The 23,212-nt window shown below is 73.7% G+C and carries 17 protein-coding genes and 1 tRNA gene; 12 read left to right on the top strand and 6 right to left on the bottom strand.

All coding sequences use genetic code 11. From position 1 onward, the window contains the following. Positions 1 to 125 precede the first annotated feature (125 nt). Positions 126 to 932 (bottom strand): trehalose-phosphatase, encoded by an 807-nt coding sequence (gene otsB, locus EQG70_RS13865; RefSeq protein ID WP_109243224.1) that lies wholly within the window; start codon positions 930 to 932, stop codon positions 126 to 128. Beyond that, positions 932 to 2,434 carry an alpha,alpha-trehalose-phosphate synthase (UDP-forming) gene (locus tag EQG70_RS13860; RefSeq protein ID WP_017832778.1) on the bottom strand — a complete coding sequence of 501 codons (1,503 nt, stop codon included), beginning with the start codon at positions 2,432 to 2,434 and terminating at the stop codon, positions 932 to 934. The genes otsB and EQG70_RS13860 overlap by 1 nt, the downstream gene beginning before the upstream one ends. A 165-nt stretch (positions 2,435 to 2,599) precedes the next feature. Between EQG70_RS13860 and EQG70_RS13855 the strand changes: the two genes are divergently transcribed. The 7 genes from EQG70_RS13855 (at position 2,600) to EQG70_RS13825 (ending at position 11,956) form a co-directional block, all read left to right on the top strand. Next, entirely contained in the window at positions 2,600 to 3,463 is an 864-nt protein-coding gene (locus EQG70_RS13855; RefSeq protein ID WP_109268846.1) for a DsbA family protein, read from the top strand. A 175-nt stretch (positions 3,464 to 3,638) separates the two neighbouring features. Further along, positions 3,639 to 3,715, top strand: a tRNA-Thr gene (locus tag EQG70_RS13850). Between the two features lie 444 nt (positions 3,716 to 4,159). Beyond that, the gene (locus tag EQG70_RS18185; protein WP_167508907.1) at positions 4,160 to 4,807 is read left to right on the top strand and encodes a hypothetical protein; all 648 of its coding nucleotides are present in this window, start codon (positions 4,160 to 4,162) and stop codon (positions 4,805 to 4,807) included. A 408-nt stretch (positions 4,808 to 5,215) separates the two neighbouring features. After that, entirely contained in the window at positions 5,216 to 7,654 is a 2,439-nt protein-coding gene (opgC, locus tag EQG70_RS13840) for an OpgC domain-containing protein (RefSeq protein ID WP_109268845.1), read from the top strand. A 230-nt stretch (positions 7,655 to 7,884) separates the two neighbouring features. Beyond that, the gene (locus tag EQG70_RS13835) at positions 7,885 to 8,940 is read left to right on the top strand and encodes a glycoside hydrolase family 26 protein (protein ID WP_109243228.1); all 1,056 of its coding nucleotides are present in this window, start codon (positions 7,885 to 7,887) and stop codon (positions 8,938 to 8,940) included. A 155-nt stretch (positions 8,941 to 9,095) separates the two neighbouring features. Continuing rightward, a complete protein-coding gene (locus tag EQG70_RS13830) occupies positions 9,096 to 9,743 on the top strand; it encodes a hypothetical protein (protein WP_109243229.1) in 648 nt (215 codons plus the stop codon). A gap of 20 nt (positions 9,744 to 9,763) precedes the next feature. After that, positions 9,764 to 11,956 (top strand): L,D-transpeptidase family protein, encoded by a 2,193-nt coding sequence (locus EQG70_RS13825; protein WP_109268844.1) that lies wholly within the window; start codon positions 9,764 to 9,766, stop codon positions 11,954 to 11,956. A gap of 70 nt (positions 11,957 to 12,026) precedes the next feature. Here the strand turns inward: EQG70_RS13825 and EQG70_RS13820 are convergent, their stop codons facing one another. From EQG70_RS13820 to EQG70_RS13805, 4 genes are all read right to left on the bottom strand, one after another. After that, positions 12,027 to 12,629 carry a TIGR03085 family metal-binding protein gene (locus EQG70_RS13820; protein ID WP_017832772.1) on the bottom strand — a complete coding sequence of 201 codons (603 nt, stop codon included), beginning with the start codon at positions 12,627 to 12,629 and terminating at the stop codon, positions 12,027 to 12,029. 102 nt (positions 12,630 to 12,731) lie between these two features. Then, positions 12,732 to 13,187: a DUF3817 domain-containing protein gene (locus EQG70_RS13815; RefSeq protein ID WP_017832771.1), complete on the bottom strand. Its 456-nt coding sequence runs from the start codon at positions 13,185 to 13,187 to the stop codon at positions 12,732 to 12,734. Next, a complete protein-coding gene (locus tag EQG70_RS13810; RefSeq protein ID WP_109243232.1) occupies positions 13,174 to 15,132 on the bottom strand; it encodes an ABC transporter ATP-binding protein in 1,959 nt (652 codons plus the stop codon). Before EQG70_RS13810 ends, EQG70_RS13815 begins: the two co-directional genes overlap by 14 nt. Beyond that, the gene (locus tag EQG70_RS13805) at positions 15,132 to 16,865 is read right to left on the bottom strand and encodes an ABC transporter ATP-binding protein (protein WP_109243233.1); all 1,734 of its coding nucleotides are present in this window, start codon (positions 16,863 to 16,865) and stop codon (positions 15,132 to 15,134) included. The genes EQG70_RS13810 and EQG70_RS13805 overlap by 1 nt, the downstream gene beginning before the upstream one ends. Positions 16,866 to 17,092: 227 nt before the next feature. On the opposite strand from EQG70_RS13805, the gene EQG70_RS13800 reads away from it, so the two are divergent. From EQG70_RS13800 to EQG70_RS13780, 5 genes are all read left to right on the top strand, one after another. Further along, the gene (locus tag EQG70_RS13800; protein ID WP_109222563.1) at positions 17,093 to 17,884 is read left to right on the top strand and encodes a DeoR/GlpR family DNA-binding transcription regulator; all 792 of its coding nucleotides are present in this window, start codon (positions 17,093 to 17,095) and stop codon (positions 17,882 to 17,884) included. Then, the gene (locus tag EQG70_RS13795; protein WP_109243234.1) at positions 17,881 to 18,855 is read left to right on the top strand and encodes a 1-phosphofructokinase family hexose kinase; all 975 of its coding nucleotides are present in this window, start codon (positions 17,881 to 17,883) and stop codon (positions 18,853 to 18,855) included. Before EQG70_RS13800 ends, EQG70_RS13795 begins: the two co-directional genes overlap by 4 nt. A gap of 69 nt (positions 18,856 to 18,924) precedes the next feature. Next, entirely contained in the window at positions 18,925 to 21,048 is a 2,124-nt protein-coding gene (locus tag EQG70_RS13790; RefSeq protein WP_095650825.1) for a PTS fructose transporter subunit IIABC, read from the top strand. Positions 21,049 to 21,117: 69 nt separating this feature from the next. Next, positions 21,118 to 22,818, top strand: coding sequence for a phosphoenolpyruvate--protein phosphotransferase (gene ptsP, locus EQG70_RS13785; protein ID WP_031282639.1), 1,701 nt, complete (start codon positions 21,118 to 21,120; stop codon positions 22,816 to 22,818). An 81-nt stretch (positions 22,819 to 22,899) separates the two neighbouring features. Continuing rightward, positions 22,900 to 23,178, top strand: a complete 279-nt coding sequence (locus EQG70_RS13780) for an HPr family phosphocarrier protein (RefSeq protein ID WP_017832764.1) — start codon at positions 22,900 to 22,902, stop codon at positions 23,176 to 23,178. The last annotated feature ends 34 nt before the right edge of the window (positions 23,179 to 23,212 follow it).

Below are 23,212 nucleotides of genomic sequence, written 5' to 3'. Positions count from 1 at the left end.
CTCTTTCCCGGCAGGCACGTGCCGGACGATCCGAAGGAGAAGAGCTGCCCCCTCAGGTGATGGGGGCCACAGTGATCCTAATCACCTTCGGGGCGTCTCCGCCATCGGCGCGCCGTCATCCGAGGTCACGGCAGCGCGCCCCGGCGCAGTTCGGACAGCCGGATCAGGGCCGCGGCCAGGTCCTCCGGGGACGCGACCCGGTGCGCGGCCACGCTCTGCCCCGTGCCCACCTTGATGCCGAGATCGGCGGGGCCGAGCTCGCGCATCGCGTTCTCGTCCGTCACGTCGTCGCCGGCGAACAGGGTGACGTCGGCGCCGGTGGCCTGCATGAACGCCGTGATGCCCTCACCCTTGGTCGCGGAGTGCACGGAGGACTCGACCACGTGCTGGCCCGGGGTGATCTTCAGCCCCTCGAGCTGCTCGAACTGCTCGACCATCTCCTGCTCCGCGCGGGCGCACAGGCTCTGGTCCGCCATCGTGCGGGTGTGGAAGGCGGCCCCCGTCGGCTTGAGCTCCAGCCTGGACCCGGGGTACCGGTCCACCTGTGCCTCCACGAGCGCGGTGGCCTGTGCCAGCAGCTCCAGCTGGGCCGGGGAGAGCTGCAGGGCGGTGTCGGCGGCGGCGTCCCCCAGGGCGTCGAGGAGCAGCTCCGCCCCGTGCGAGCCGGAGAGGAGCATCCGGCCGTCCGGGTCCACCACGGAGCGGAGGAACCGCATCGGCCGCCCGGAGATGACGGCCACGTACGTGCGGTCCAGCGTCAGGAGCTCCTCCAGCGCGGACCGGGCCTCCGGCAGCGCGCGGCTGTCGTCCGGGTCGTCCGTGAAGGGCGCCAGGGTGCCGTCGAAGTCGAGGGCGACCAGCAGGGTCCCGGCCTCCGCCGCGCGGGCGAGGGCGTCCTCGAGCGCCGGGCGGGTGTCGTCGTGCGGGGCCATCACTGCTCCTCCTCCTCGGTCGTCCCGGGGCGGGTGCGGGCGAGGTCCCGCAGGAACGCCTCGGACCAGTCGTTGACGTCGTTGCCCAGGACCTGCCGGCGCATCGAGCGCATCCGCTTCTTCGCCTCGGGCGCGGGCATGTCCTTGGCCCGCAGCATCGCGTCCTTGAGTCCGTCGATGTCGTGGGGGTTGACCAGCAGCGCCTGCTTGAGCTGCTCGGCGGCGCCGGTGAACTCCGAGAGGACCAGGGTCCCGGACCCGTCCGTCTTGGCCGCCACGTACTCCTTCGCCACCAGGTTCATGCCGTCCCGGAGGGAGGTCACGAGCATGACGTCGGTCGCCAGGTACAGCGCCACCATCTCCTCGAACGGATAGCCGTGGTGCAGGTAGCGGATCGCGGTGTGCGAGATGGTGTCGTGCTGGCCGTTGAGGTGGCCCACGAGGCCCTCCACGTCCTCCCGCAGCTGGACGTAGGACTCCACGCGCTCCCGGGAGGGGTTCGCCACCTGGATCAGCACCGACGGCCCCACCGTCAGCCTGCCGTCCTCGAGCAGCTCGCCGTAGGCCTTGATGCGGTGCAGGATGCCCTTGGTGTAGTCCAGGCGGTCGACGCCCAGGAACACGGTCTCCGGGTCGCCGAGCTCGTGCCGGATCTCCCGGGCCCGGTCCTTCACCTCCGGCCGGGAGGCCAGCTCCTGGATCGACTGCGCGTCGATGGAGATGGGGTAGGACGCCGCGCGCACGGTCCACGCGTCGTCGTCCGTGCCGAACCGGGCCGCTCCGTTCTTGAACGGCACGTCCAGGAACCGCCGCACGCAGCGCTGGAAGTTCTGGGCGTCACCCGGGCGCTGGAAGCCGATGAGGTCCGCGCCCGAGAGCCCGTCGAGGACGGCCCGCCGCCAGGGCAGCTGCGCGAAGATCTCCAGGGGCGGGAACGGGATGTGGTTGAAGAACCCGATCGTGAGGTCCGGCCGCAGCTCGCGCAGCATCTTGGGGACCAGCTGCAGCTGGTAGTCCTGCACCCACACCGTGGCGTTCTCGGCGGCGATCTCGGCGGTCCGCTCCGCGAAGCGGCGGTTGACCTGGCGGTAGCTGTTCCACCACGTGCGGTGGAACTCCGGCGGCGCGATGACGTCGTGGTAGAGCGGCCAGAGGGTCGCGTTGGAGAAGCCCTCGTAGTAGGCCTGCACCTCCTCGGCGGACAGCGGCACGGGGGCGAGGTGGAAGACGTCGTGGTCGAAGCGCTCGAGCGTCTCGTCAGGGGCCCCGTGCCAGCCCACCCAGGCGCCGGCGTTGCGGGCCATGACGGGGGACAGGGCGGCCACGAGGCCGCCGGGGGAGCGGCGCCAGGAGGACTGCCCGTGCTCGACGACGCGCTCCACCGGCAGCCGGTTGGAGACCACGACGAAGTCGTAACCGGCCTCCTGCGGCACGTCCGTCCGGGGTTCCGGCACCTCCTCCAGGTCGGCCGAGGAGGCGGTGGGGGGATGCTCTGCACTCACGGGATGTCCTTCCGGTAGGTCGTCGTCGTCCTCGTCCCAGTCTATTCATCAGCGTGCTCACGGTTCTGCCTGGGGATCTCCTGAGTCGGCGGCCCGGGAGGGGGTCCGATAATCTGGGCGACGACACCTCCCCGTCCACCCCCCAGGATCTTTCGAAGAGGACCCATGGCAGCCAGCAGCAGCACCACCCCCGATCCCCGGAACCGCGACGCCGCCCGGGAGCGGGCTCGGCAGGTCGCGGACCAGCACGCACGGCAGGACAAGCGCTCCCGCCGGATCCTGCAGCTGGGCATCCTCGCCCTGGTCCTCGTGATCGTCGCGGTGATCGGCGTCGTCGTGGCGCAGAACCGGGCCCAGCAGATCCCCGAGGCCGGGCCCGTTCCCGCCAGCGCCAACCAGTGGGGCGGCACGGTGCTGACGGCCGACGGGATCCGCACGGGCGAGTCCGAGGTCGAGGAGCGCGACCTCGCCGAGGTGCCCGAGGCCCCGGAGGCCCCGGACGACTCCGCCGTCCCGCCGGGCGTCGAGGCCTCGGGCGACGGCGAGCCCGTGCAGGTCGTGATCTTCCAGGACTTCGAGTGCGTGCACTGCGCCGACTTCGAGGCCGAGAACGCCGATGCGCTCGAGGAGGCCGTGACCTCCGGCGACATCGTCCTCGAGTACCGCAACCTCAACTTCCTCGACCGCTCGACGCCGACGCAGTACTCCTCGCGGGCCGCGGCCGCCGCCTACGAGGTGGGCAACCAGTCCTCGGCCGAGCAGTACCTGGCCTTCGTCGAGGAGGTGTTCAGCCACCAGGGCACCGGTGGGCTGGACGACGAGCAGCTCGTGGAGATCGCCTCCTCGCACGGCGCCGACATCGCGGGCGCGCTCGAGGAGGACACGTGGCGGCCGATGGTCAACGTCGTCTCGCAGGAGTCCCTCGCCAACGGCGTGTCCGGCACCCCGACCGTCTTCATCGACGGAGAGCGGCTGGGCAACGAGGCGTTCCAGGAGGCCCTCGACGCGGCCGTGAAGGCCAAGGAGTAGGGTCCCCGCTCCGCCGGAGCAGCGCGACGGCGCCGTGCCCCCGCGCGGGGCACGGCGCCGTCGCGCTGTGCGGACCGTCCGGGCGCCCGGGGATTTCGGGGTCCTGCAACGCGTCCGATATCCTGAGGAACCGGCCGCCGGGGCCGCACCCGTGCGGAGGCCCGAGGGCCGATCCGCCTCCTTAGCTCAGCTGGCCAGAGCACCTGTCTTGTAAACAGGGGGTCACCGGTTCGAATCCGGTAGGGGGCTCCACCGGTCCGCGACGTTGCACTCGCGACCGCTCATGACGTCACATGTTGCGCCGCGGTCTCGGTGCGGGGTGTGCGCATGCTGATGTCCGTGTCCCGGCCGGGCTGCGGCGAACTCGCTCCTGACCCCCTCGGAAGATGTGCGGTGGCAAGGGGTGAGCCGGAGATCCGCGCCGTCACGGGGATTCTGCCGGTCCGGCTTCCGGGGTTGCCGGCGGCCCGACCGCGCCGGGACCGCACCGGCGAGGGTCCGGACAGGACATGCCGCTCCGGGGATGCGACGAGACGGAACCGTGATCGTGATCGCCCCGGCCGGAGTCTTGAACCGTGACTCAGCTCACTCCTACGGTGTTCCTACCTATCTCATAGGTGAGACCTCTTGCCCAGGTCTCGGAACATCTCGATCGCATGACGATCCCCATGTCATGCCCTCTCCACAGGAGCAGCAATGAGCAGTCTGCGGAAGACCCTCGTCGGCGCGGCCATGGCCGTCGCCCTCGTGGGAGGAACGGTTGCCACCCCGGCGGTCGCGGGGTCAGATCAGGATAACGGCAAGAGCCGTGGAGACCACAGCGAATCGCATGAAAGTCGTCACGACCGCGGCGATCGCGGCGACCGCGGCGACCGCGGCGATCGAGGCGACCGCGAGGATCGCAGGGACCGCGGTGACGACGAGGAGCGGAAGTACGCATACCATCGCGGCGGCAACGGCGACGACGACCGGGGTCGCGACGAGGAGCGCGACCGGGACGACCGGGACCGCCGGGATCGCGAGGACCGCAGGGAGCACCGGGACGACAAGTACGACCGGGACGACCACGACGGCAAGTACGACAAGGATGACGAGGACGACAAGGACGGCAAGTACGACCGGGACGACGAGGACGACCACGACGGCAAGTACGACCGGGACGACAAGGACGACGAGTACGACCGCGACGACGGCGATCACCAGGACCACTGGTGGTACTGCGAAGAGCACGAGAAGTGGCACTTCTACGACGACGACGACTGGAGGAGCAGGAAGCACCACGACGACATGAAGGACGAGGGCGAGCACTCGCACCAGAAGGGCGATGACGACGGCGAGCACTGAGCGGGCCGGCACCGGTTCGGCGTGTCCGGTCGGAGCGGCTCCCGGCGACAGCGACGGAGGCGTCCGAGCGCACGGCCCGTGACGCCAAGGTCCAGGGCGTGACCGACCCGGGGACGGCACCGACGGATCCCGCCGGTCGAACCCTCCGGCGCGGCCCGCACGGAGCCGGGGGAAGCCGCTGGGGGAGCCTCCGGGGACACGGCCCGAGCCTCCGCGCATCCGGGGCCGCACCGTGATGATATCGGTGGACGCACGCGGGGCCAGTCCTCCCGCGTGACGTCCGTCGTCCGCCGCAGGCCCCCCCGGCCGCCTCGGCACCCCCGGGCGACGGTCCCCCCCCTGCGAGCGGACGACGCCGCACGCGGACCGACCCTGGAGGGCACCCTGGTACCCATCGTCCGAGGACGCGTGCGCACCCCGGCCGCCGCGGCGCTGATCCTGCTCCTGCTCGCGCTCCTCCTCGTGCCGACCGGGGCCGCCCGGGCCGCGGAGGACGAGGGCCCCGAGGGCCCGTACCTGGGGGCCCTGCTGGACTGGGGCACGGACACGGCGGCCGGCCACGCCGAGCGTCTCGGCGCGCCGGCGGCCGTCTACGGCAGGCCCGTCCCGCTGCCGATGGACGACCAGGAGCAGGGCCACCTGCGGGACTACCTCTCCCAGGTCTCCGCGCAGGGCGCCCACGCCCTGCTCACCGTCCGCCCCGAGATCGCGCTGGACCGGGTGGACCAGGCGCAGGCCGCCGTCCTGGCAGGACAGCTCGCGGACGCCGCGGAGGGGTTCCCCGGCACGGTCTTCGTCCGCTTCGCCCCGCAGATGAACACCACCTGGGTGCCGTGGGGGCAGCAGCCCGAGGCGTACACGGAGGCGTTCCGCACGGTGGCGAGCGCGCTCGACGCCGAGCTCCCGGACCCGGTCATGGTCTGGTCGCCCACGGTCGGCACGGACTACCCCTTCCGGGACCCGCCCAGCGCCCCGGCGCAGGGCGGTGGACCGGCCGCCCCGGACACGAACGGCGACGGCGTCTGGGACCGGGAGGACGACCCCTACGGTCCCTACTACCCGGGCGACGACGTGGTCGACTGGGTGGGACTGGTGGCCTATCTCGACGAGACCGGCACGGGTCCGGCCCGCAACGTCCTGCCGGAGGCGGGCTCGTTCGGCGCCATGCTGGGCTCCGGGGAGCCGGCCGCATCCGCGGGGCAGGACGAGTTCTACGCCGCGTACGCCGTCGGCCGCGAGAAGCCGCTCATGGTGGAGACCGGCGCCTTCTACGATCCGGGGACGGGGGGCCCGTCCGAGCGCGACATCAAGGAGGCCTGGTGGGACCAGGTGCTCGCGACGGTCGCCGCCGGCGACCACGACCGCATCCGCGCGATCGTGTGGAACGAGACGGTCGAGCAGCGCGACGACGGTGCGGTGACCGTCGACTGGCGCGTCACGGCCGATCCCGGGCTGGCCGCGGCCGTCGGCGAGCGGCTCCAGGACTCGGCCCTGGTCAGCGGGCCGGTGACGGCAGCGGCGCCGCTCCCGGGCGCCGGTCCGGCGGCGGCGGGGGCCGTCCTCGAGGGGCCGGCCGCCTGGGGCGCGGCGGCGGCCGTGCTCGCCGCGGGCGCGCTCCTCTGGCTCCTGGCGCGGCGGGGGCCGGCCCGGGCCTGGGCGTACGCCGAACCCGCCCGGCGCGACAGCCGGATCGACATGCTGCGGGGCCTCGCGATCGTGTTCGTCGTCGTCAACCACGTGGGCCTCACCTCGTTGTTCCAGCTGCTGACCCAGGAGACCGTGGGCGTGGTCTCGGGGGCCGAGCTGTTCGTCCTGCTCTCCGGGGCCGTGCTGGGGATGGTCTACGGGCCCCGGACGAAGGACGACCTGGGGACCGTCGTCGACCGCACCGCCGCGCGGGCGTGGAAGCTCTACGTCACCGCGCTGGTCGTCGTGCTGCTCGTCTACGGACTCAGCCTGCTGCCCTTCCTGGACGCGGGCGCCGTCACCACGTTCACCGACCAGGGCACCGGCGCCGCCGGCAGAGGGGCCTCCGGCGCCACGTACGACCTCTACGCGGGCATGGACGGGCTCCTCCAGTTCCCCGTCCAGGCACAGCTGATCCCCGCCGTGCTGCTGCTGCAGGTCGGCCCGTGGCAGTTCAACATCATGGGTCTCTACGTGATCCTCCTCCTGGTGAGCCCCCTCGTGCTCGCCGCCCTGGCCCGGGGCTGGGCCTGGCTGGTCCTGCTGGTCAGCGCCGGGCTCTACGCCGCGGGCACGGTCTTCCGGATCCGCCTGCTGCCCTCCCAGTTCGAGGACTCGTTCCCCCTGCTCGTGTGGCAGGTGCTGTTCGTGCTCGGCATGGTCACCGGGTTCTACCGGCGGCAGATCGTCACGTGGTTCGCCGACCGGCGCCGACGGCCGCTGCTCGTCGCCTGCCTGCTGCTCGCCGTCGCCCTCGCCCTGTTCTCCTGGTCGAGTCCCTATGCCAGCAGCGCCTACGACGTCCGGCTGGCCCTGCTGCCGGAGTCGGTGTTCCGCACGGTCTACGACGCCTACTTCGGCCGGACCTACCTGGGGATCGGCCGGCTGCTGAACGTGCTCCTCGTGGTGATCGCCGGCTACGCCGTCCTCAGCGCCTACTGGAGGCCGCTCGAGCGCGCGCTCGGGTGGTTCCTCGTCCCGCTGGGACGGGCCACCCTCTACGTGTTCATCGTGCACGTGTTCCTGATCCTGGCCGTGGCCAACGTGCCCGCTCTCCAGCAGGGGCACGTGTGGCTCAACACCGCCGCCTACGTGGTGGTCCTCGGCCTGCTGTGGGTCATGGTCCGGACCCGGTTCCTCTTCCGGCTCGTCCCCCGGTGAGATGCCGCGGGCGGCCCGGCCCGGCCCGGGCCGTGGTCCACTGCCGGCCCGCGTCGTTCCGTGACGGAGGGACCCCCCGCCCGGTCAGCGCGTATGACGCGGCCGGCGGGCAGGTGGGGGAGCGGCCGCCCGCGGGTGGTAGTTTGCGCTCGCTAATTCTCGTTGCCCCGTGCGAGACCCCCCAGCGCGCTCGCCGTCGGCGGGGAGCCCGCTCCCGTCGGAAGAACCCCATGCCTGCTCCCGTTCCCCCTCGTGTCCTGTGCACCCTCACCGCGGCCGCCGCCGCCGTGGCCCTGGGGCTCGTCGCCGTGCCCGCGGCGCACGCGGCGCCCTCGGCCCACCTCCCGGCCGGACCGGCGGCGCTCGCCCCGGCGAAGAAACCGGTCAGGACGACCGCCGTCGTGCCGGCCGAGCCCCAGGTCCGCACGTGCCCGCTGCGCTTCGGCGTCGGCACGGCCGGTGGTCCCGCCGCCTCCACCGAGCTCGCCGAGGTGGCGTCCCTGACCGGTGAGAAGCCGTCGATCGTCCTCTCCTACAAGGACTTCGCCCAGCCCGTTCCCTCCTGGGAGCTCGAACAGACCCGCGCGGCCGGAGCCACCACCCTGCTGACCTGGGAGCCGTGGGTCTGGGGCGGCGGGATCGACCAGCCGGCCCACTCCCTGGACGCGATCGCCTCCGGCGCCCACGACGCCCACATCACCGACTGGGCCACCCGCCTGGCCGACTGGGGATCCCCGGTGATGCTGCGCTTCGGCCACGAGATGAACGGGAACTGGTACCCGTGGGCCGAGGGGGTCAACGGCAACGGCGCCGGGGACTACGTCGCCGCCTGGCGCCACGTCCACGACATCTTCACCCGCGCGGGGGCCGACAACGTCCAGTGGGTCTGGAACCCGAACGTGCCGTACTACGGGTCCACGCCCCTGGACGGGCTCTACCCCGGCGCCGACTACGTCGACGTCGTGGCCCTGGACGGCTACAACTGGGGCACCTCCCAGAGCTGGTCCAGCTGGCAGCAGCCGTGGGACCTGTTCGCCTACGGCCTGTCCGAGATGCGGCGCCTGGCCCCGGGCAAGGAGATCGTCGTCGCCGAGACCGCCACCGCGGAGGCCGGCGGGTCCAAGGCCGAGTGGAACGCGCACCTGGTGTACTACCTCGCGCAGCAGCCCGACGTCACGGGGCTCGTCTGGTTCCACCTCGACAAGGAGGTGGACTGGCGGATCAACTCCTCCACCGCCTCGGCCCAGGCCCTGGCCGCCGAGCTCGCCAAGCGCCCTTGCCCTTGAGCACCGCGGCGCCGCGCGCCACACCGGGTCATGCGAATCACAAAAGCAAACGGCGCGTGTAGCGTGACCCCCAACGACCGGCGCCGCGCCACCGCTCATCCGGAGGCGGCGCGGCGCCGGTCGGTCCCCCCAGGACCGTGTCGAGGAGTCCCCCCATGGCAGTTCCCCTCACCCCGCCCCCCGGCCGCCGGCTCGGACCCGTCTGCGCGGCGCTGCTCGTCGTCGCGCTGGCGGGCTGCGCCGAGGACCGGGGGACCGGCACCACCGCGGCGTCCAGCGCGAGCCCGCCGGCGGCCACGGCCGGTTCCGCGCCCGCGCCCGGGGCGACCGGAAGCGCGACGCCGGAGACGCCCCGCGACAGCCCGGCCCCGCCGGGCAACGACGTGGCCCCCTACGACGACACCGCCACCCGGGACGCCGCCGGATCCTTCGGCGCCGCCCAGCGGCTCGACGACTCCCTCGAGGCGGTCGTGGAGGGCCCCCGCCCCGGCACCACCGGCGAGCGCCCCGTCCGGGCCGCCCCCGGCACCCCGGTGCAGGTGTTCACGCTGACCCTCACCAACACCGGGGCCGCCCCGGTCGACGCCGTGCCGTGGTCCTTCCCGGTCGCCGTCGACGGCGAGGCCCCGGCGCCCCCCGTCTTCGACGACTCGCTGGGCGTGCCGATGGAGACCTTCCCGACCATCGCCCCCGGCGGGAGCGCCTCCCTCGAGGTCGCCTTCTCCGCGGAGCACGACGCCGACCTGGCCGTCCGCGTCTTCGACAACACCACCCCCGACCACTACGTCGAGTTCACCGACTGAAGCCCAGCAAGGGACCCCCCATGAAGATCTCAGCTCTGCGCATCCCCGCCGCGGTCGCGGCCTGCTTCGCGGTCGTCCTCGCCGGTGCCCCGGGGGCGTCCGCGGCGCCGTCCGCGCCCGCCCCCGGCGTCTCGGCCGGTCCGACGACGACCCCCGGACCCACGGCGGGTGCCGTCGCGGCGACCGTGCGGCTCGAGCCGGTGGACGACGAGTCGACCGTGCCCGAGCGGGAGACCTCGCTCGTCGACGTCCTCGCCAACGACGGCCTCGAGGACCCCGCGACGGTGCGGCTCCTGCTCGTGGACCCCGCGGCCCGCGCGGCCGAGGACGAGCTCGTCGACGAACTGCGCACGGATCTCGGGTCCCTGCGCGTGGTGTCCCCGGACACGGAGCCCGACGCCCTGCCCGAGGGCTGGGAGGTCCCGGACCACCCGGTCCTCGCCCTGACGCCCGCTCCGGATCGGCCCGCCGACGCCGCCTCGGTGGAGGTGGCCTACGCCGTGCTGGGCGCCGGGGGCGAGGCGGCCCGGGCCGTGCTCACGGTCGCCCCGGACCAGGAGGCCCCCGGGGCCTCCGCCGCGCCCACCGCCTCGGGGGAGCCGACGGAACCGGCGGTCCCGGCCGAGCCGACGGACGGCGCCGAGCCGACGACGGAGCCCTCCCCGGGCGCGGAGCCCGCCGAGGAGCGGCCGGCCGCACCGCGGCCGGAGTCGCAGGAGACCGCCGCCGCGGCCGCCGCGGAGAACGCGGACGTGCCCGCCGAGGTCCGGCAGGCCCTGGAGGCCGCCGCGGCCCGGGCGTCCGCCAGGACCGGGGAGCCGACCGGGGAGATGCGCCCCTGGAAGGGGGGCTGGGAGTGGCCGCACCAGAGGGGCGTGGTCCTCTGGTCCGAGGCGCACGGCGCGCACTTCGTGCAGCTGCGGGGCGCGATCGGGCACCGGTGGAGCTCCACGGGCGGCGTGGACGTGCTGGGCTGGCCCGTGGACGACGAGTCCTGCCTCCTGACGGGCGGCGGGTGCCGGCAGTCCTTCTCGAAGACCCGCACGATCTACTGGAGCTCCTCCACCGGGGCGCGGACCGTCAACACCCGGGGGGCGATCGGCCACCAGTGGGTGCTCGGCGGGCGCGAGGCCGGGGCCTACGGCTACCCCACGACCGACGAGGTCTGCGGGGCGGCCGGCGGGTGCCGCCAGTCCTTCGCGGGAGACCGGACGATCTACTGGACCTCGTCCACCGGGGCGCGGACGGTCAACACCCGGGGCGCGATCGGCCACAAGTGGGTCCTCGGCGGGCGCGAGGCCGGGAGCTACGGCTACCCCACGACCGACGAGGTCTGCGGGCTGACCGGGGGCGGGTGCCGCCAGTCCTTCACCAAGGCGCACACGATCTACTGGAGCCCCGGGACGGGGGCCCGGGCGGTCAAGACGAAGGGCGCGATCGGGCAGCGGTGGATCGCCACGGGACGCGAGCGGGGGTCGCTCGGCTACCCCGTCACGGACGAGGTCGGCACCGGCACCGTGCACCAGAAGTTCCAGCGGGGACTCGTCACCTGGAGCCGCGCCACCGGCGCCCGGACGCACCTGTTCCGCGGCGAGTGCCACCACCTCAACACGGGGCGCTCCGTGCAGCCGACCCGCAACGCGGCGCGCGTGTCCCTGACCATCGCCGAGGGCTACGGGCGCTCGCAGGCCACGTTCGTCAACTGCGTGCGGATCGGCGGAAGCTACGTCGAGGAGTGGCGGACGTCCGCCTACGTGGGGGCCAGCGGATTCAAGCGGCCCGGGGTGCCCTCGGGGCACACGCAGTACCTGTTCTCCCCGCAGGGCTCGTACTCGGTCACGGAGTCCTTCGGGGTCTACAACCCGGGCACCGCGCTGCCCTACCGGCAGCTCAACCCCAACTCCCGGTGGGGCGGCCGCCTGGGCACGCTCTACAACAAGTACTTCGAGTCCACCGGCTACACCTGGCCGGACGAGAACATGTGGTACTTCTCGCTGTCCGGCGACTACCGGCTCGGCGTGGTGATCAACTACAACCGCCCGCCCGACTCGTCCATCGTCCAGGGCAACGGGTTCGCGATCTTCCTGCACGCGAACAAGAAGCCCACGGCGGGGTGCATCGCCCTGCACGAGCACGAGGTCGCCCGGTACATGCGCACCGCGCGCCCCGGGGACCGGATCATCATGGGCGTCCGGGCGGACCTGTTCCGCTGACGGACCGGGGACGTCAGGAGGGGGACCGCGCGGCGCGCGGTCCCCCTCCGTCGTCGGTGCGGGTCACGGGCTACTCGACGGACTGCTCCACTCGGGCCTGCTCCCGGCGGCCCAGGGCCCACAGCACCAGCTCGCTCGGCACGGCGCGCAGCACGCGCACGGTCCCCGTCCTGCCGCGGCCGCCGCGCACCGCGCCGTAGGACGGGGCGATGAGCACCACGGTGTCCTCCTCGTCCTTGAGCACCACCTTGGCCAGCAGGCTCAGGGACCGCCACAGGGCCTGCTCCTCGTCGTGCAGCAGCGGGCGCTCGTGCCAGTCGGGCTGGGCCCGGCGGACGTCCTCGTGGTGGACGAAGTACTCCACGGTGTTGATCCGCTTGTCCACCGGTCCGAGCCGCGCGGGCGAGTACAGCGGCGGGTGCTCCACCTTCCGCACGAGCTCCTCCCAGGGCTGGCCGGCGACGGCCTGCTCGGCGCGGCGGGCGCGCTCGCCCAGCACGGGCACCCGCGGGAGCACCTGGCCGGCGAGGACGTCCGGCCGCCCGGAGCGCACGACGAGGTGCACGGCGAGGTCGCGGGTCCTCCAGCCCTCGCACAGGGTCGGGGCGTCGGGGCCCAGTCGGCGCAGGAGCGCGGCGAGGTGCCGGCGCTCGACGTTGGCGAAATTGGTCACGTGGATCCTCCTCGTGGCGCCGCCGTCGGTCGGCGGGGCCGTCCTGCCGTCCACGCTATACCGGGTGCGGGCCCGCCAGGAACCGGCGCGGCCGGGCCGGGCTCAGCCGCGGGGGACGGGCGGTCCCAGGTACAGGAGCACCGAGGTGAGGCCCGCCACCACGACCGCGCCCGCCGCCACGGCCAGCCACGGGCTGCGGAGGGACCAGGCCTCCAGCCGCTCCGGCACGGTGGCGGGACGGTCGCCGCCGGGGGCCAGGCGCCATCCGCCGGCGAGCCGGCCCGTGCGCTCGGCGCGGCGCTCGAAGGGGATCGTGGCCCAGGGGACGACCGCGCTGGCCAGGCCCAGGGCCCCGAAGCCCGCCGACCACCGCTGGTCCACCCAGACGAAGCAGGTCACCACGCAGTAGCCCAGGAACACGACCCCGTGCAGCATGCCGAAGACGGGCACGAAGGCCTCCGAGACCCCCGTGTACTTCAGGACCATGCCGAGGATCAGCAGCGTCCAGGTCACCGCCTCCGCGAGGGCGAAGCGGCCGTAGAGTTCACGGGGTGTCATGGGTGGTGCTCTCCTGCACGTCGAGGGGCTGCTGGTCGGTGGGGGCGTCGTCGGGGACCGCCGGAGCCGCGAACTGGCTCGCGTGCAGCGCGGCGTACGCGCCCCGGGCGGCGAGCAGGTCGTCGTGGGCGCCCCGCTCCACGATCCGGCCGTCCTCCATCACCAGGATGATATCCGCGTCGCGGACGGTGGAGAGACGGTGCGCGATGACGAACGAGGTCCGGTCGCTGCGCAGCGCGGCCATGGCCTGCTGCACGAGCACCTCGGTGCGGGTGTCCACCGAGGACGTCGCCTCGTCCAGGATCAGCAGGGAGGGGTCGGACAGGAAGGCCCGGGCGATGGTGATGAGCTGCCGCTCGCCCACGGACACGTTGCTGCCCTCCGGGTCGATCACGGTGTCGTAGCCCTCCGGCAGCGCGCGCACGAAGCGGTCCACGAGGGTCGCCCGGGCGGCCTCGAGCACCTCCTCGTCCGTGGCGTCCAGCCGTCCGTAGCGGATGTTCTCCCGGATGGTCCCGCCGAACAGCCAGGCGTCCTGCAGGACCATCCCGACCCGGGAGCGCAGCACGGCGCGGGAGAGGTCGGTGATGTCCACGCCGTCCAGCGTGATCCGCCCGGCGTCGAGCTCGTAGAAGCGCAGCACCAGGTTCACGAGCGTCGTCTTGCCGGCGCCGGTGGGCCCCACGACGGCCACGGTCCGGCCGGGGAGCGCCTCGAAGGTCAGGTCCTGGAGGAGCGGGGTTCCCGGGACGTAGGAGAAGGAGACGTGCTCGAAGCGCACCCGGCCGGGGGAGCGTGCGGGCAGGCGGGCGCGGGCGGTGTCGGCCTGCTGCTCCGGGGCGTCGAGCAGCTCGAAGGCGCGCTCCGCGGAGGCCACCCCGGACTGCAGGGTGTTGGCCATGCCCGCCATCTGGGACAGGGGCTGGGTGAACTCCCGCGAGTACTGGATGAACGCGGTCGCCGCCCCGAGGCTCAGCTGCCCGGAGGCCACGCGCAGCCCGCCGAGCACGGCGATGCCGACGTAGGAGAGGTAGGAGATGAACTGCATCACGGGCATGATCGTGCCGGAGACGAACTGTGCCCCGAAGGCCGCCCGGTACAGCTCCTCGTTGCGCTCGTCGAAGCGCTCGGCCATCTCCTGCTCGCGGCCGAAGACCCTGATCAGCTCGTGGCCGGAGAACGAGTCCTCGATGTGCCCGTTGAGGGCGCCGGTGGCGCGCCACTGCTCCGTGAACAGGCGCTGGGCGCGCACCCCGATGAACCCGGCGGCCCCCGCGGACAGGGGGAGGGCGACGAGGGCCACGAGCGCCAGCTGCCACGACACCACGAACATCATGATCACGATGCCCACCACCGTGAGCAGGGACTGGACCAGCTGGGCGAAGGAGTGCTGCAGCGCCGTCTGGACGTTGTCGACGTCGTTGGTCACCCGCGAGAGCACGTCCCCGCGCTCACGGGTGTCGAACCACCCCAGCGGCAGCCGGTTCAGCTTGTCCTCGACCGCGCTGCGCAGGTCGTGGACCACCTGCATGACCAGGCGGTTGAGCAGCCAGCCCTGCGCCCACATCAGCAGCGAGGCCACCAGGTACATGACCAGCACCGCCGCGATCAGCCGGGCGAGCGCGGAGAAGTCGATGCCCGCCCCGGGGACGACGTCCGCGGCGGAGACCAGGTCCGCGAGGTTCTGCTCGCCCCGGTCCCGCAGGTCCTGGGCCACCTCCTCCCGTGTCGCGCCCGCGGGCATGTCCCGGCCGAGCACCCCCGTGAAGATCACGTCCATCGCCCGGCCCAGGACGAGCGGGGCCCAGACGTTGAGCGCCACGGACACGGTCCCGGCCAGGAGGACGAGCGCCAGCGCCCGCCGCTGCGGGGCGAGCAGGCCCAGCAGCCGTCCGGCGGAGGACCAGAAGTGCTGGGGCCTGCGCGGCGGGGCGGGCGCGGCCATCAGGCCACCTCCTCCGCGCGGGTCTGCGACTCGACGATCTCCCGGTAGGTGCCGGAGGAGGCCAGCAGCTCGTCGTGGGTCCCGCGCGCCGTGATCCGCCCGGCGTCCAGGACGAGGATCTGGTCCGCGTCCCGGACGGTGGACACGCGCTGGGCCACGACCAGGACGGTCGCGTCCCGGGTGGCCGGCACGAGGGCGGCGCGCAGCCGGGCGTCGGTGGCCACGTCCAGGGCGGAGAACGAGTCGTCGAAGAGGTACACCACCGGGCGGGCCACCAGCGCCCGTGCGATGCACAGCCGCTGCCGCTGCCCGCCGGAGACGTTGACGCCGCCCTGGGCGATCGGGGCCTCGAGCCCCCCGGGCATCCGGCGGACGAAGTCCTCCGCCTGCGCGGTGCGCAGCGCGGTCCAGAGCTCCTCGTCCGTCGCCCCGGCGTCCCCGAGCCGGAGGTTGGAGGCCACGGTGCCGGAGAACAGGTACGGCCGCTGCGGCACGAGGGCCACCCGGGCGGCGATCTGCTCGTGGGACAGCCGGGGCAGCGGGACGCCGTCGAGCTCCACCGTGCCCCCGGTGGGGTCCAGCAGCCGGGGGACGAGGTGCAGGAGGGTGGACTTGCCCGACCCGGTGGCGCCGACGACGGCGGTCGTCCGGCCCGGTCCGGCCCGGAAGCCCACGCCCTCCAGCACGGGCAGCTCCGCCCCGGGGTACCGGAACGTCACGTCGCGCAGCTCCACCGCGCCGGTCCGGGAGGCGGGGACCACGGGCGCGGCGGGCTCCCGAAGGGAGGGCTCGGTGCGCAGGACCTCGGTGATGCGCTCGGCGCACACCATGGCGCGCGGGACCATCATCACCATGAAGGTCCCCATCATCACGGCCGTCAGGATCTGCAGGAGGTACTGCAGGAACGCGGTGAGCGAGCCGACCTGGATCTGCCCGGCCCCCACCCGCTGGCCGCCGAACCACAGCACGGCAGCGGTGGCCAGGTGCAGGATCATGGTGATGACCGGGAACATCAGCACGAACAGGGAGCCGATGCGCACCGACACGTCGGTGAGCTCCCGGTTGGCGGCCGCGAAGCGGCGGCGCTCGTGGTCCTCCCGCACGAAGGCCCGCACCACCCGGATGCCGACGATCTGCTCGCGCAGCACCGCGTTGATCCGGTCGATCCGCCCCTGCATGAGCCGGAAGAGGGGCATGAGCAGGCCCACCAGCACGCCCACCGCGATCCCGAGCACGGGCACCGACACCCACACGAGCCAGGAGAGCCCGGCGTCCTCCCGGAGGGCCATCACGATCCCGCCGGCGCACATGATGGGCGCCGCCACCATGAAGTTGAGCCCCATGAGCACGAGCATCTGGATCTGCTGGACGTCGTTGGTGCCCCGCGTGATGAGGGTGGGGGCCCCGAAGCCGTTGACCTCCCGGGAGCCGAAGGAGCCGACCTGCCGGTGCACGGCGCGGCGGAGATCGCGGCCGGTGCCCATCGCCGCCCGGGCCGCGCAGTACACCGCGGCGACGGCGGCCGCCACCTGCAGGAGCGCGACGCCGAGCATCACCTCCCCGACGCGCAGGATCAGGCCGGTGTCGCCCCGGACGACGCCCTCGTCGATGATCCGGGCGTTGAGGCTCGGCAGCAGCAGCGCGGCGATCGTGGCGACCAGCTGGAGCGCGACGACGGCCAGGACCCACGGCAGGTAGCGGCCGGTGTGCTGCCGGACGAGACGGAGAAGCATGGGCGTCCGCTCCTGGTGGCGGGACGGGCGGGGCGGACCGGGCGGTCCGTGATCCAGGCTACGCCGGGACGCGGACACCGTGCCCCGCCCGGTCGGCCGGGGCCTCGCCGCCGATTGCGGCCTTTCGTGAAGTGGATCACCACAACCCCTGGTAAAACCACACGAACTCACATAAACTCAAGGGAACGCAAAGACAGTCCATCGTTCCCGTCCGTGAGGTGCACGCCATGTTCGCAGAAGAACGCCAGGCCGAGATCGCCGAGCTGGTGCTCACGACTCGCCGGGTCAACGGCGCGGACCTGGCACGCCGCTTCGACGTCACCATGGAGACGGTCCGGCGCGACCTCGCGGCCCTCGAGGCCGCGGGCAGGCTCCGCAGGGTGCACGGGGGCGCCGTCTCCGCGGACCAGTCGACGTCCGACGAGAAGGCCATCTCGTCCCGCAAGCACCTGAACACCCCGGAGAAGCGGCGGATCGCGCAGGCGGCGTTCGACCTCCTGCGCACCAGCGGGGCGGGGGCCGTCGTGCTCGACGCCGGCAGCACCGTCGAGGCCCTGGCCGACCTCATCGTCCGCACCGACTCCACCCTGTCGGACGGGCAGGAGCAGCTCATCATCACCCACGCCCTGCACATCGCCGCCAAGCTCGCCGACGCCTCGGGCATCGGGCTCGAGCTCGTCGGCGGGCGCGTCCGCAAGCTCACCTGGGCCGCCGCCGGCGGACGGGCCGCGGAGCACTACACCCGCCTGCGCCCGGACCTCGCGTTCGTGGGCTGCAACGGGATCCACGCCGCGTTCGGGCTGAGCACCCCGGACCCCATCGAGGCGGTCGTCAAGACCGCCATCATCCAGACCTCCCGCCGGGTCGTGGTCCTCTGCGACTCGGCCAAGCACGATCAGGAGACCCTCATGCGCTTCGCGTCGCTCGACGAGATCGACACCCTCATCACCGACCGGGCCCCCGGCCCCGAGCTGGCCGCCGCCCTCGAGGAGGCCGACGTCGAGGTGGTGATCGCGTGATCCTCACCGTCACCCTCAACCCGTCCCTCGACCGCACGGTCGAGCTCCCGGCGCCGCTGCGCCGCGGCGCCGTCCAGCGCGCCGACGGCGCCCGGCAGGACGCCGGCGGCAAGGGCGTGAACATCTCCCGGGCGCTGCGCGCAAGCGGCGTCCCGACCCTGGCCGTGCTGCCGGGCGACCCCGGCGATCCGCTGCTGGCGGAGCTCACCGCGGCCGAGGTCCCCCACGAGGCGGTCCCCGTGGGCGCCCCGATCCGCTCGAACATCACGATCACCGAGCCGGACGGCACCACCACCAAGATCAACGCCCCGGGTGCGCCGCTGGGCACCGAGCACGTCGACGCCGTCGTCGAGCTCCTGGTGGACCGCGGCGCGGACGCCTCCTGGGTGGTCCTGGCCGGCTCGCTGCCGCCCGGCGCCCCGGAGGACGTCTACGCCCGGATCGTCCGCCGGGTCCGCACGGCCCTGGGGGAGCGCTCGCCCCTGTTCGCCGTGGACACCTCCGGGGCGGCGCTGCAGGGCGCCGTGTCCGGCGACGACGCCCTGCCCGACCTCATCAAGCCCAACGGCGAGGAGCTCGCCGAGCTCGTCGGGACGGTCGACGGCGAACGGCTCGAGGCGGACCCCGACCTCGCGGCCGCCACCGCCGCCGCGCTCGTGGACCGCGGCCTGGGCGCGGTCCTCACGACCCTCGGGGCCGGCGGGGCCGTGCTCACCGTCCCGGAGGGCTCCTGGCACGCCGTCCACGCCCCCGTGGCCGTGCGCTCCACCGTGGGCGCCGGCGACAGCTCGCTCTCGGGCTACCTCATCGCCCAGGAGCGCGGGGACGCGGCGCCGGAGTGCCTGCGGCAGGCCGTGGCCTCCGGGTCCGCGGCGGCCGCGCTGCCGGGCACCCGGGTCCCCACCCTCTCCGAGACCACCCCCGAGGCGGTCACCGTGCGGGAGCTCCCCGCGCGCGCCGTCTCCGGCTGAACCGAACCACTCCACCCCACCTCATCCGAACCACCCGGGCCACCGGCCCGGCCGCTCAAGGAGGACATCGTGTCCGAGCTCATCACTCCCGACCTGGTCTCGCTCGACCAGGACCTGGGAGCAGACAAGGAATCCGTCATCGGCCGGCTCGCCGCCCTGGTGCAGCGCACCGGCCGCGCCGAGCAGCTCGACGGGCTGCTGGCGGACGCCATCGCCCGCGAGAACAAGACCGCCACCGGCATCCCCGGCGGCATCGCGATCCCGCACTGCCGCTCCGCCGCCGTGACCGAGCCGACCCTGGTCATGGCCCGGCTCGCGCAGGGCGTCCCCTGGGGCGCCAAGGACGGCCCCGCCGACATCGTCTTCTTCATCGCGGCGCCCGAGGGCGCCGACCAGACGCACCTGAAGCTGCTGGCCAAGCTCGCCCGCTCGCTGATGAAGAAGGACTTCGTGGCCGCCCTGCGCGCCGCGCGGTCCGAGCAGGAGGTCGTCCGGATCGTCGACGACGCGCTGGGGCTCGGCGGGACCGCCGAGGGCGCCTCCGCGACCGGCCCGGCGACCGCCGGCGCCACGTCCGCCGCCGCGGTGCCCGCCTCGGTCGACGCCCGGGCCGCGGACGGGGGCGCCGCGCCGGCGTCCGCCGCCCCGGCCGCGGGCGACGCCGGCCCGCACGCCGGCAAGAAGATCGTGGCCGTCACGGCCTGCCCCACCGGCATCGCCCACACCTACATGGCGGCGGACGGGCTGACCTACGCCGCCGAGGACATGGGGGTCGACCTCCAGGTCGAGACCCAGGGCTCCGCCGGCTTCACCAAGCTGGACCCCGCCACGATCGCCGCGGCGGACGCGGTGATCTTCGCGACCGACGTCGACGTCCGGGACCGCGCCCGGTTCGCCGGCAAGCCCTTCGTCGCCTCGCCGGTCAAGCGCGGCATCGACGAGCCGAAGGTCATGATCGAGGAGGCCCTCGCCAACGCCGGGAACCCGAACGCCCCGCGCGTGCAGGGAGGGGCCGGCGGGGACGCCGACCAGGGCGCCACCGGCGGCGCGAACGAGGGCTGGGGGACCCGCATCCGCAAGGCCGTGATGACCGGTGTCAGCTACATGATCCCGTTCGTGGCCGCGGGCGGGCTGCTCATGGCCTTCGGCTTCATGGTGGCCGGGGCGGACATCGCCAACATCGCCGACGACGTGCTGACCGGCTCCACCATCTGGAACCTCGGCGAGTTCACCCTCGCCCAGTACATCGGCGCGGTCCTGTTCAAGATGGGCAACCTGGCCATGAGCCTGCTGGTGCCCGCACTGGCCGGCTACATCGCCTACGGCCTGAGCGACCGTCCCGGCATCGCCCCGGGCTTCGCGGCCGGCCTGGTCGCGAACTTCATGGGCGCCGGGTTCCTCGGCGGCATCGTCGGCGGTCTGCTGGCCGGTCTCGCCGCCTACTGGCTGGCGCAGCCCCGGCTGCCCCGCTGGCTGGGCTCGCTGATGCCCGTGGTGATCATCCCGCTGCTCGCCACGATCTTCGCCGCGGGCCTGCTGCTGCTGGTCCTGGGCGGGCCGATCGCCACCTTCATGGCGTGGCTGACCGAGGTCCTCAACGGCATGACCGGTGCCAGTGCGCTGGCGCTCGGCGCGATCCTCGGCCTGATGATGGGCTCGGACCTGGGCGGGCCGATCAACAAGGTCGCCTACACGTTCGCCGCCGCCGGCCTCGGGGCCGCGACCGTCGCCAACACCGCCCCGCAGGAGATCATGGCCGCGGTCATCGCCGCCGGCATGGTGCCCCCGCTGGCCATGGCCCTCGCCTCGACGGTGGCCAAGCGCTACTTCACGGTGGCCGAGCGGGAGAACGGCAAGGCCGCGTGGCTGCTGGGAGCCTCCTTCATCTCCGAGGGCGCCATCCCGTTCGCCGCGGCCGACCCGCTGCGCGTGCTCCCCGCGTCCATGGTCGGCGGCGCCGTGACCGGCGCGATCAGCATGGCCACGGGCGTCACCTCCGCCGCGCCGCACGGCGGGGTGTGGATCCTGCCGGTGATCGGCAACCCGCTGATGTTCCTGCTCGCGGTGGTTGTCGGTACCGTGGTCACAGCAGGCATCGTCGTCGCCCTCAAGCACGTGGGCGGTGCGCACGGCCGGGTGGCCGACGCCACCCGCTCGCGCGAGGATGCCGCCGCTGTGCCGACCACCGCCTGAGCGGTGCGCACGGGCCCCGACCGGGGCCCGTGCGCACCGATCCGAGCCTTCTCGAGGAAGAGGAACACGATGCAGACACTGACAGGCGTGGGGGTGTGCGCGGGCCGCGTCATCGGCGAGCTCGTGAGCATGCCGGAGCCGGTCTCCGAGCCGGCCGCGGGGCTGATGCTGCGGGACGAGGAGCCCGAGGCGGCGGTGGCCCGGCTGCACACGGCCGCCGCCGCGGTCAAGGCCGAGCTCAAGCGCCGCGCCGAGGTGGCGACCGAGAAGGACGCCGCGGACGTGCTCAAGTCCACCGCGCTCATGGCGGGGGACAAGGCACTGCTGAAGAACGCCGCGAAGCTCGTCAACGGCAAGGGGCTCGCCCCCGAGCGCGCCCTGTGGGAGGCCGCGAGCGACTACGCGGACCAGATGCGCGCCCTGGGCGGGTACATGGCCGAGCGCGCCGCGGACATCGAGGACGTCCGGGCGCGGCTCGTGTCCCAGCTCCAGGGGCTGCCCATGCCGGGCGTGCCGCAGCGGGACGTCCCGTTCGTGCTGACCGCCGAGGACCTCGCGCCCGCCGACACGGCGACCCTGGACCCAGAGATGGTCCTGGCCCTCGTCACCTCCGGCGGCGGCCCGCAGTCCCACACGGCCATCCTGGCCCGCAACCTCGGGCTCCCCGCGGTCGTGGCGGCCCGGGGCGTCGAGGCGCTCGCCGACGGCACCCGCGTGTTCGTGGACGGCGCCACCGGTGAGATCCGCACCGAGCCCGGCGCGGACGAGCAGGAGCTCGTGGAGGCCTGGGTGCGCAGCGCCGCGGCGCGCGAGGCCTTCGACGGCCGCGGCGTGCTCTCGGACGGCACCGAGATCCCGCTGCTGGCCAACGTGGGCACCCCCGAGGACGCCCGCACGGCGGCCGCGGCCGGGGCCCAGGGCGTGGGGCTGCTGCGCACCGAGTTCTGCTTCCTGGGCCGGGACAAGGAGCCCTCGGTCGAGGAGCAGGTGGAGCAGTACACCGCGATCCTCGAGTCCTTCGCCGGCAAGAAGGTCGTGGTCCGCACGCTCGACGCCGGGGCGGACAAGCCGCTGCCCTTCCTCACCGACACCGCCGAGCCGAACCCCGCGCTCGGGGTCCGGGGCTACCGCACGGACCGCTCCGTGCCGGGCGTGCTCGCCCGGCAGCTCGAGGCGATCGCGCTGGCGGAGAAGGCCACGGACGCGGACGTGTGGGTCATGGCGCCGATGATCGCCACGCCCTCCGAGGCCCGGGACTTCGCCGTGATGGCGACCGCCGCAGGCCTGCGGGTGCCCGGGGTCATGGTCGAGACGCCGTCCGCGGCCGTCACCGCCGACCAGATCCTGCGCCACGTCAAGTTCGTGTCCCTGGGCACCAACGACCTGACCCAGTACACGATGGCCGCCGACCGGATGATGGGCTCCCTCGCGGAGCTCAACAACCCGTGGCAGCCCGCCGTGCTGCGGATGATCCGGTACACCGTGGAGGGCGCCCGCCGGGCCGAGTCCGAGGGCGCCGGTCCGCGCAACGTGGGCGTCTGCGGCGAGGCCGCGGCCGACCCCGCGCTCGCCGTGGTGCTCGTGGGCCTCGGGGTGCACACCCTGTCCATGAGCCCCCGCGGACTGGCCGCGGTCGCCGCCGTGCTGCGCAGCGTCGACCTCGCCACCGCCCAGGCCCTCGCCGAGGTCGCGATCGAGCAGCCCAGCGCGGAGGAGGCCGCCGCCGCCGTGCGGACCGAGCTCAGCGTGCTCGCCGAGCTCGGCCTCTGACCCACCGACCGCACCGTTTCCGCACCACCCCAACCACCGGGGCCCGTCACCCAGGGCCCCGCAACCCGAAGGAGCACCACCATGGCAGAACGCACCGCCACCATCGCCTCGTCCGTCGGCCTGCACGCCCGTCCCGCCGCGATCTTCGCCGAGGCCGCCGGGGAGTACGACCTCGACATCACGATCGCCGCCGAGGGCGAGCCCGAGGACGAGGCGATGGACGCCTCGAGCGTGCTGTCCCTCATGTCCCTCGGCGCCGGCCAGGGGGACAAGGTCGTCCTCCGCGCCGAGGGCGCGGGCGCCGACGACGCGCTCGACGCGCTCGTGCAGATCCTCGAGACGGACCACGACGCCGAGTAGGACCCCGCCGCACCGTCCAGCCACGGCGCCCGCC

The organism is Kocuria rosea, from assembly GCF_006094695.1.
GTDB lineage: Bacteria > Actinomycetota > Actinomycetes > Actinomycetales > Micrococcaceae > Kocuria > Kocuria rosea.
This window is presented reverse-complemented; position numbering and strand designations above follow the sequence as displayed.

Excerpts from the sequence above, each read along its gene's own strand:
- otsB (WP_109243224.1), bottom strand. The coding sequence starts at position 932 with ATGGCCCCGCACGACGACACCCGCCCGGCGCTCGAGGACGCCCTCGCC.
- EQG70_RS13855 (WP_109268846.1), top strand. The coding sequence starts at position 2,600 with ATGGCAGCCAGCAGCAGCACCACCCCCGATCCCCGGAACCGCGACGCC.
- EQG70_RS18185 (WP_167508907.1), top strand. The coding sequence starts at position 4,160 with ATGAGCAGTCTGCGGAAGACCCTCGTCGGCGCGGCCATGGCCGTCGCC.
- EQG70_RS13835 (WP_109243228.1), top strand. The coding sequence starts at position 7,885 with ATGCCTGCTCCCGTTCCCCCTCGTGTCCTGTGCACCCTCACCGCGGCC.
- EQG70_RS13830 (WP_109243229.1), top strand. The coding sequence starts at position 9,096 with ATGGCAGTTCCCCTCACCCCGCCCCCCGGCCGCCGGCTCGGACCCGTC.
- EQG70_RS13825 (WP_109268844.1), top strand. The coding sequence starts at position 9,764 with ATGAAGATCTCAGCTCTGCGCATCCCCGCCGCGGTCGCGGCCTGCTTC.
- EQG70_RS13815 (WP_017832771.1), bottom strand. The coding sequence starts at position 13,187 with ATGACACCCCGTGAACTCTACGGCCGCTTCGCCCTCGCGGAGGCGGTG.
- EQG70_RS13810 (WP_109243232.1), bottom strand. The coding sequence starts at position 15,132 with ATGGCCGCGCCCGCCCCGCCGCGCAGGCCCCAGCACTTCTGGTCCTCC.
- EQG70_RS13805 (WP_109243233.1), bottom strand. The coding sequence starts at position 16,865 with ATGCTTCTCCGTCTCGTCCGGCAGCACACCGGCCGCTACCTGCCGTGG.
- EQG70_RS13800 (WP_109222563.1), top strand. The coding sequence starts at position 17,093 with ATGTTCGCAGAAGAACGCCAGGCCGAGATCGCCGAGCTGGTGCTCACG.
- ptsP (WP_031282639.1), top strand. The coding sequence starts at position 21,118 with ATGCAGACACTGACAGGCGTGGGGGTGTGCGCGGGCCGCGTCATCGGC.
- EQG70_RS13780 (WP_017832764.1), top strand. The coding sequence starts at position 22,900 with ATGGCAGAACGCACCGCCACCATCGCCTCGTCCGTCGGCCTGCACGCC.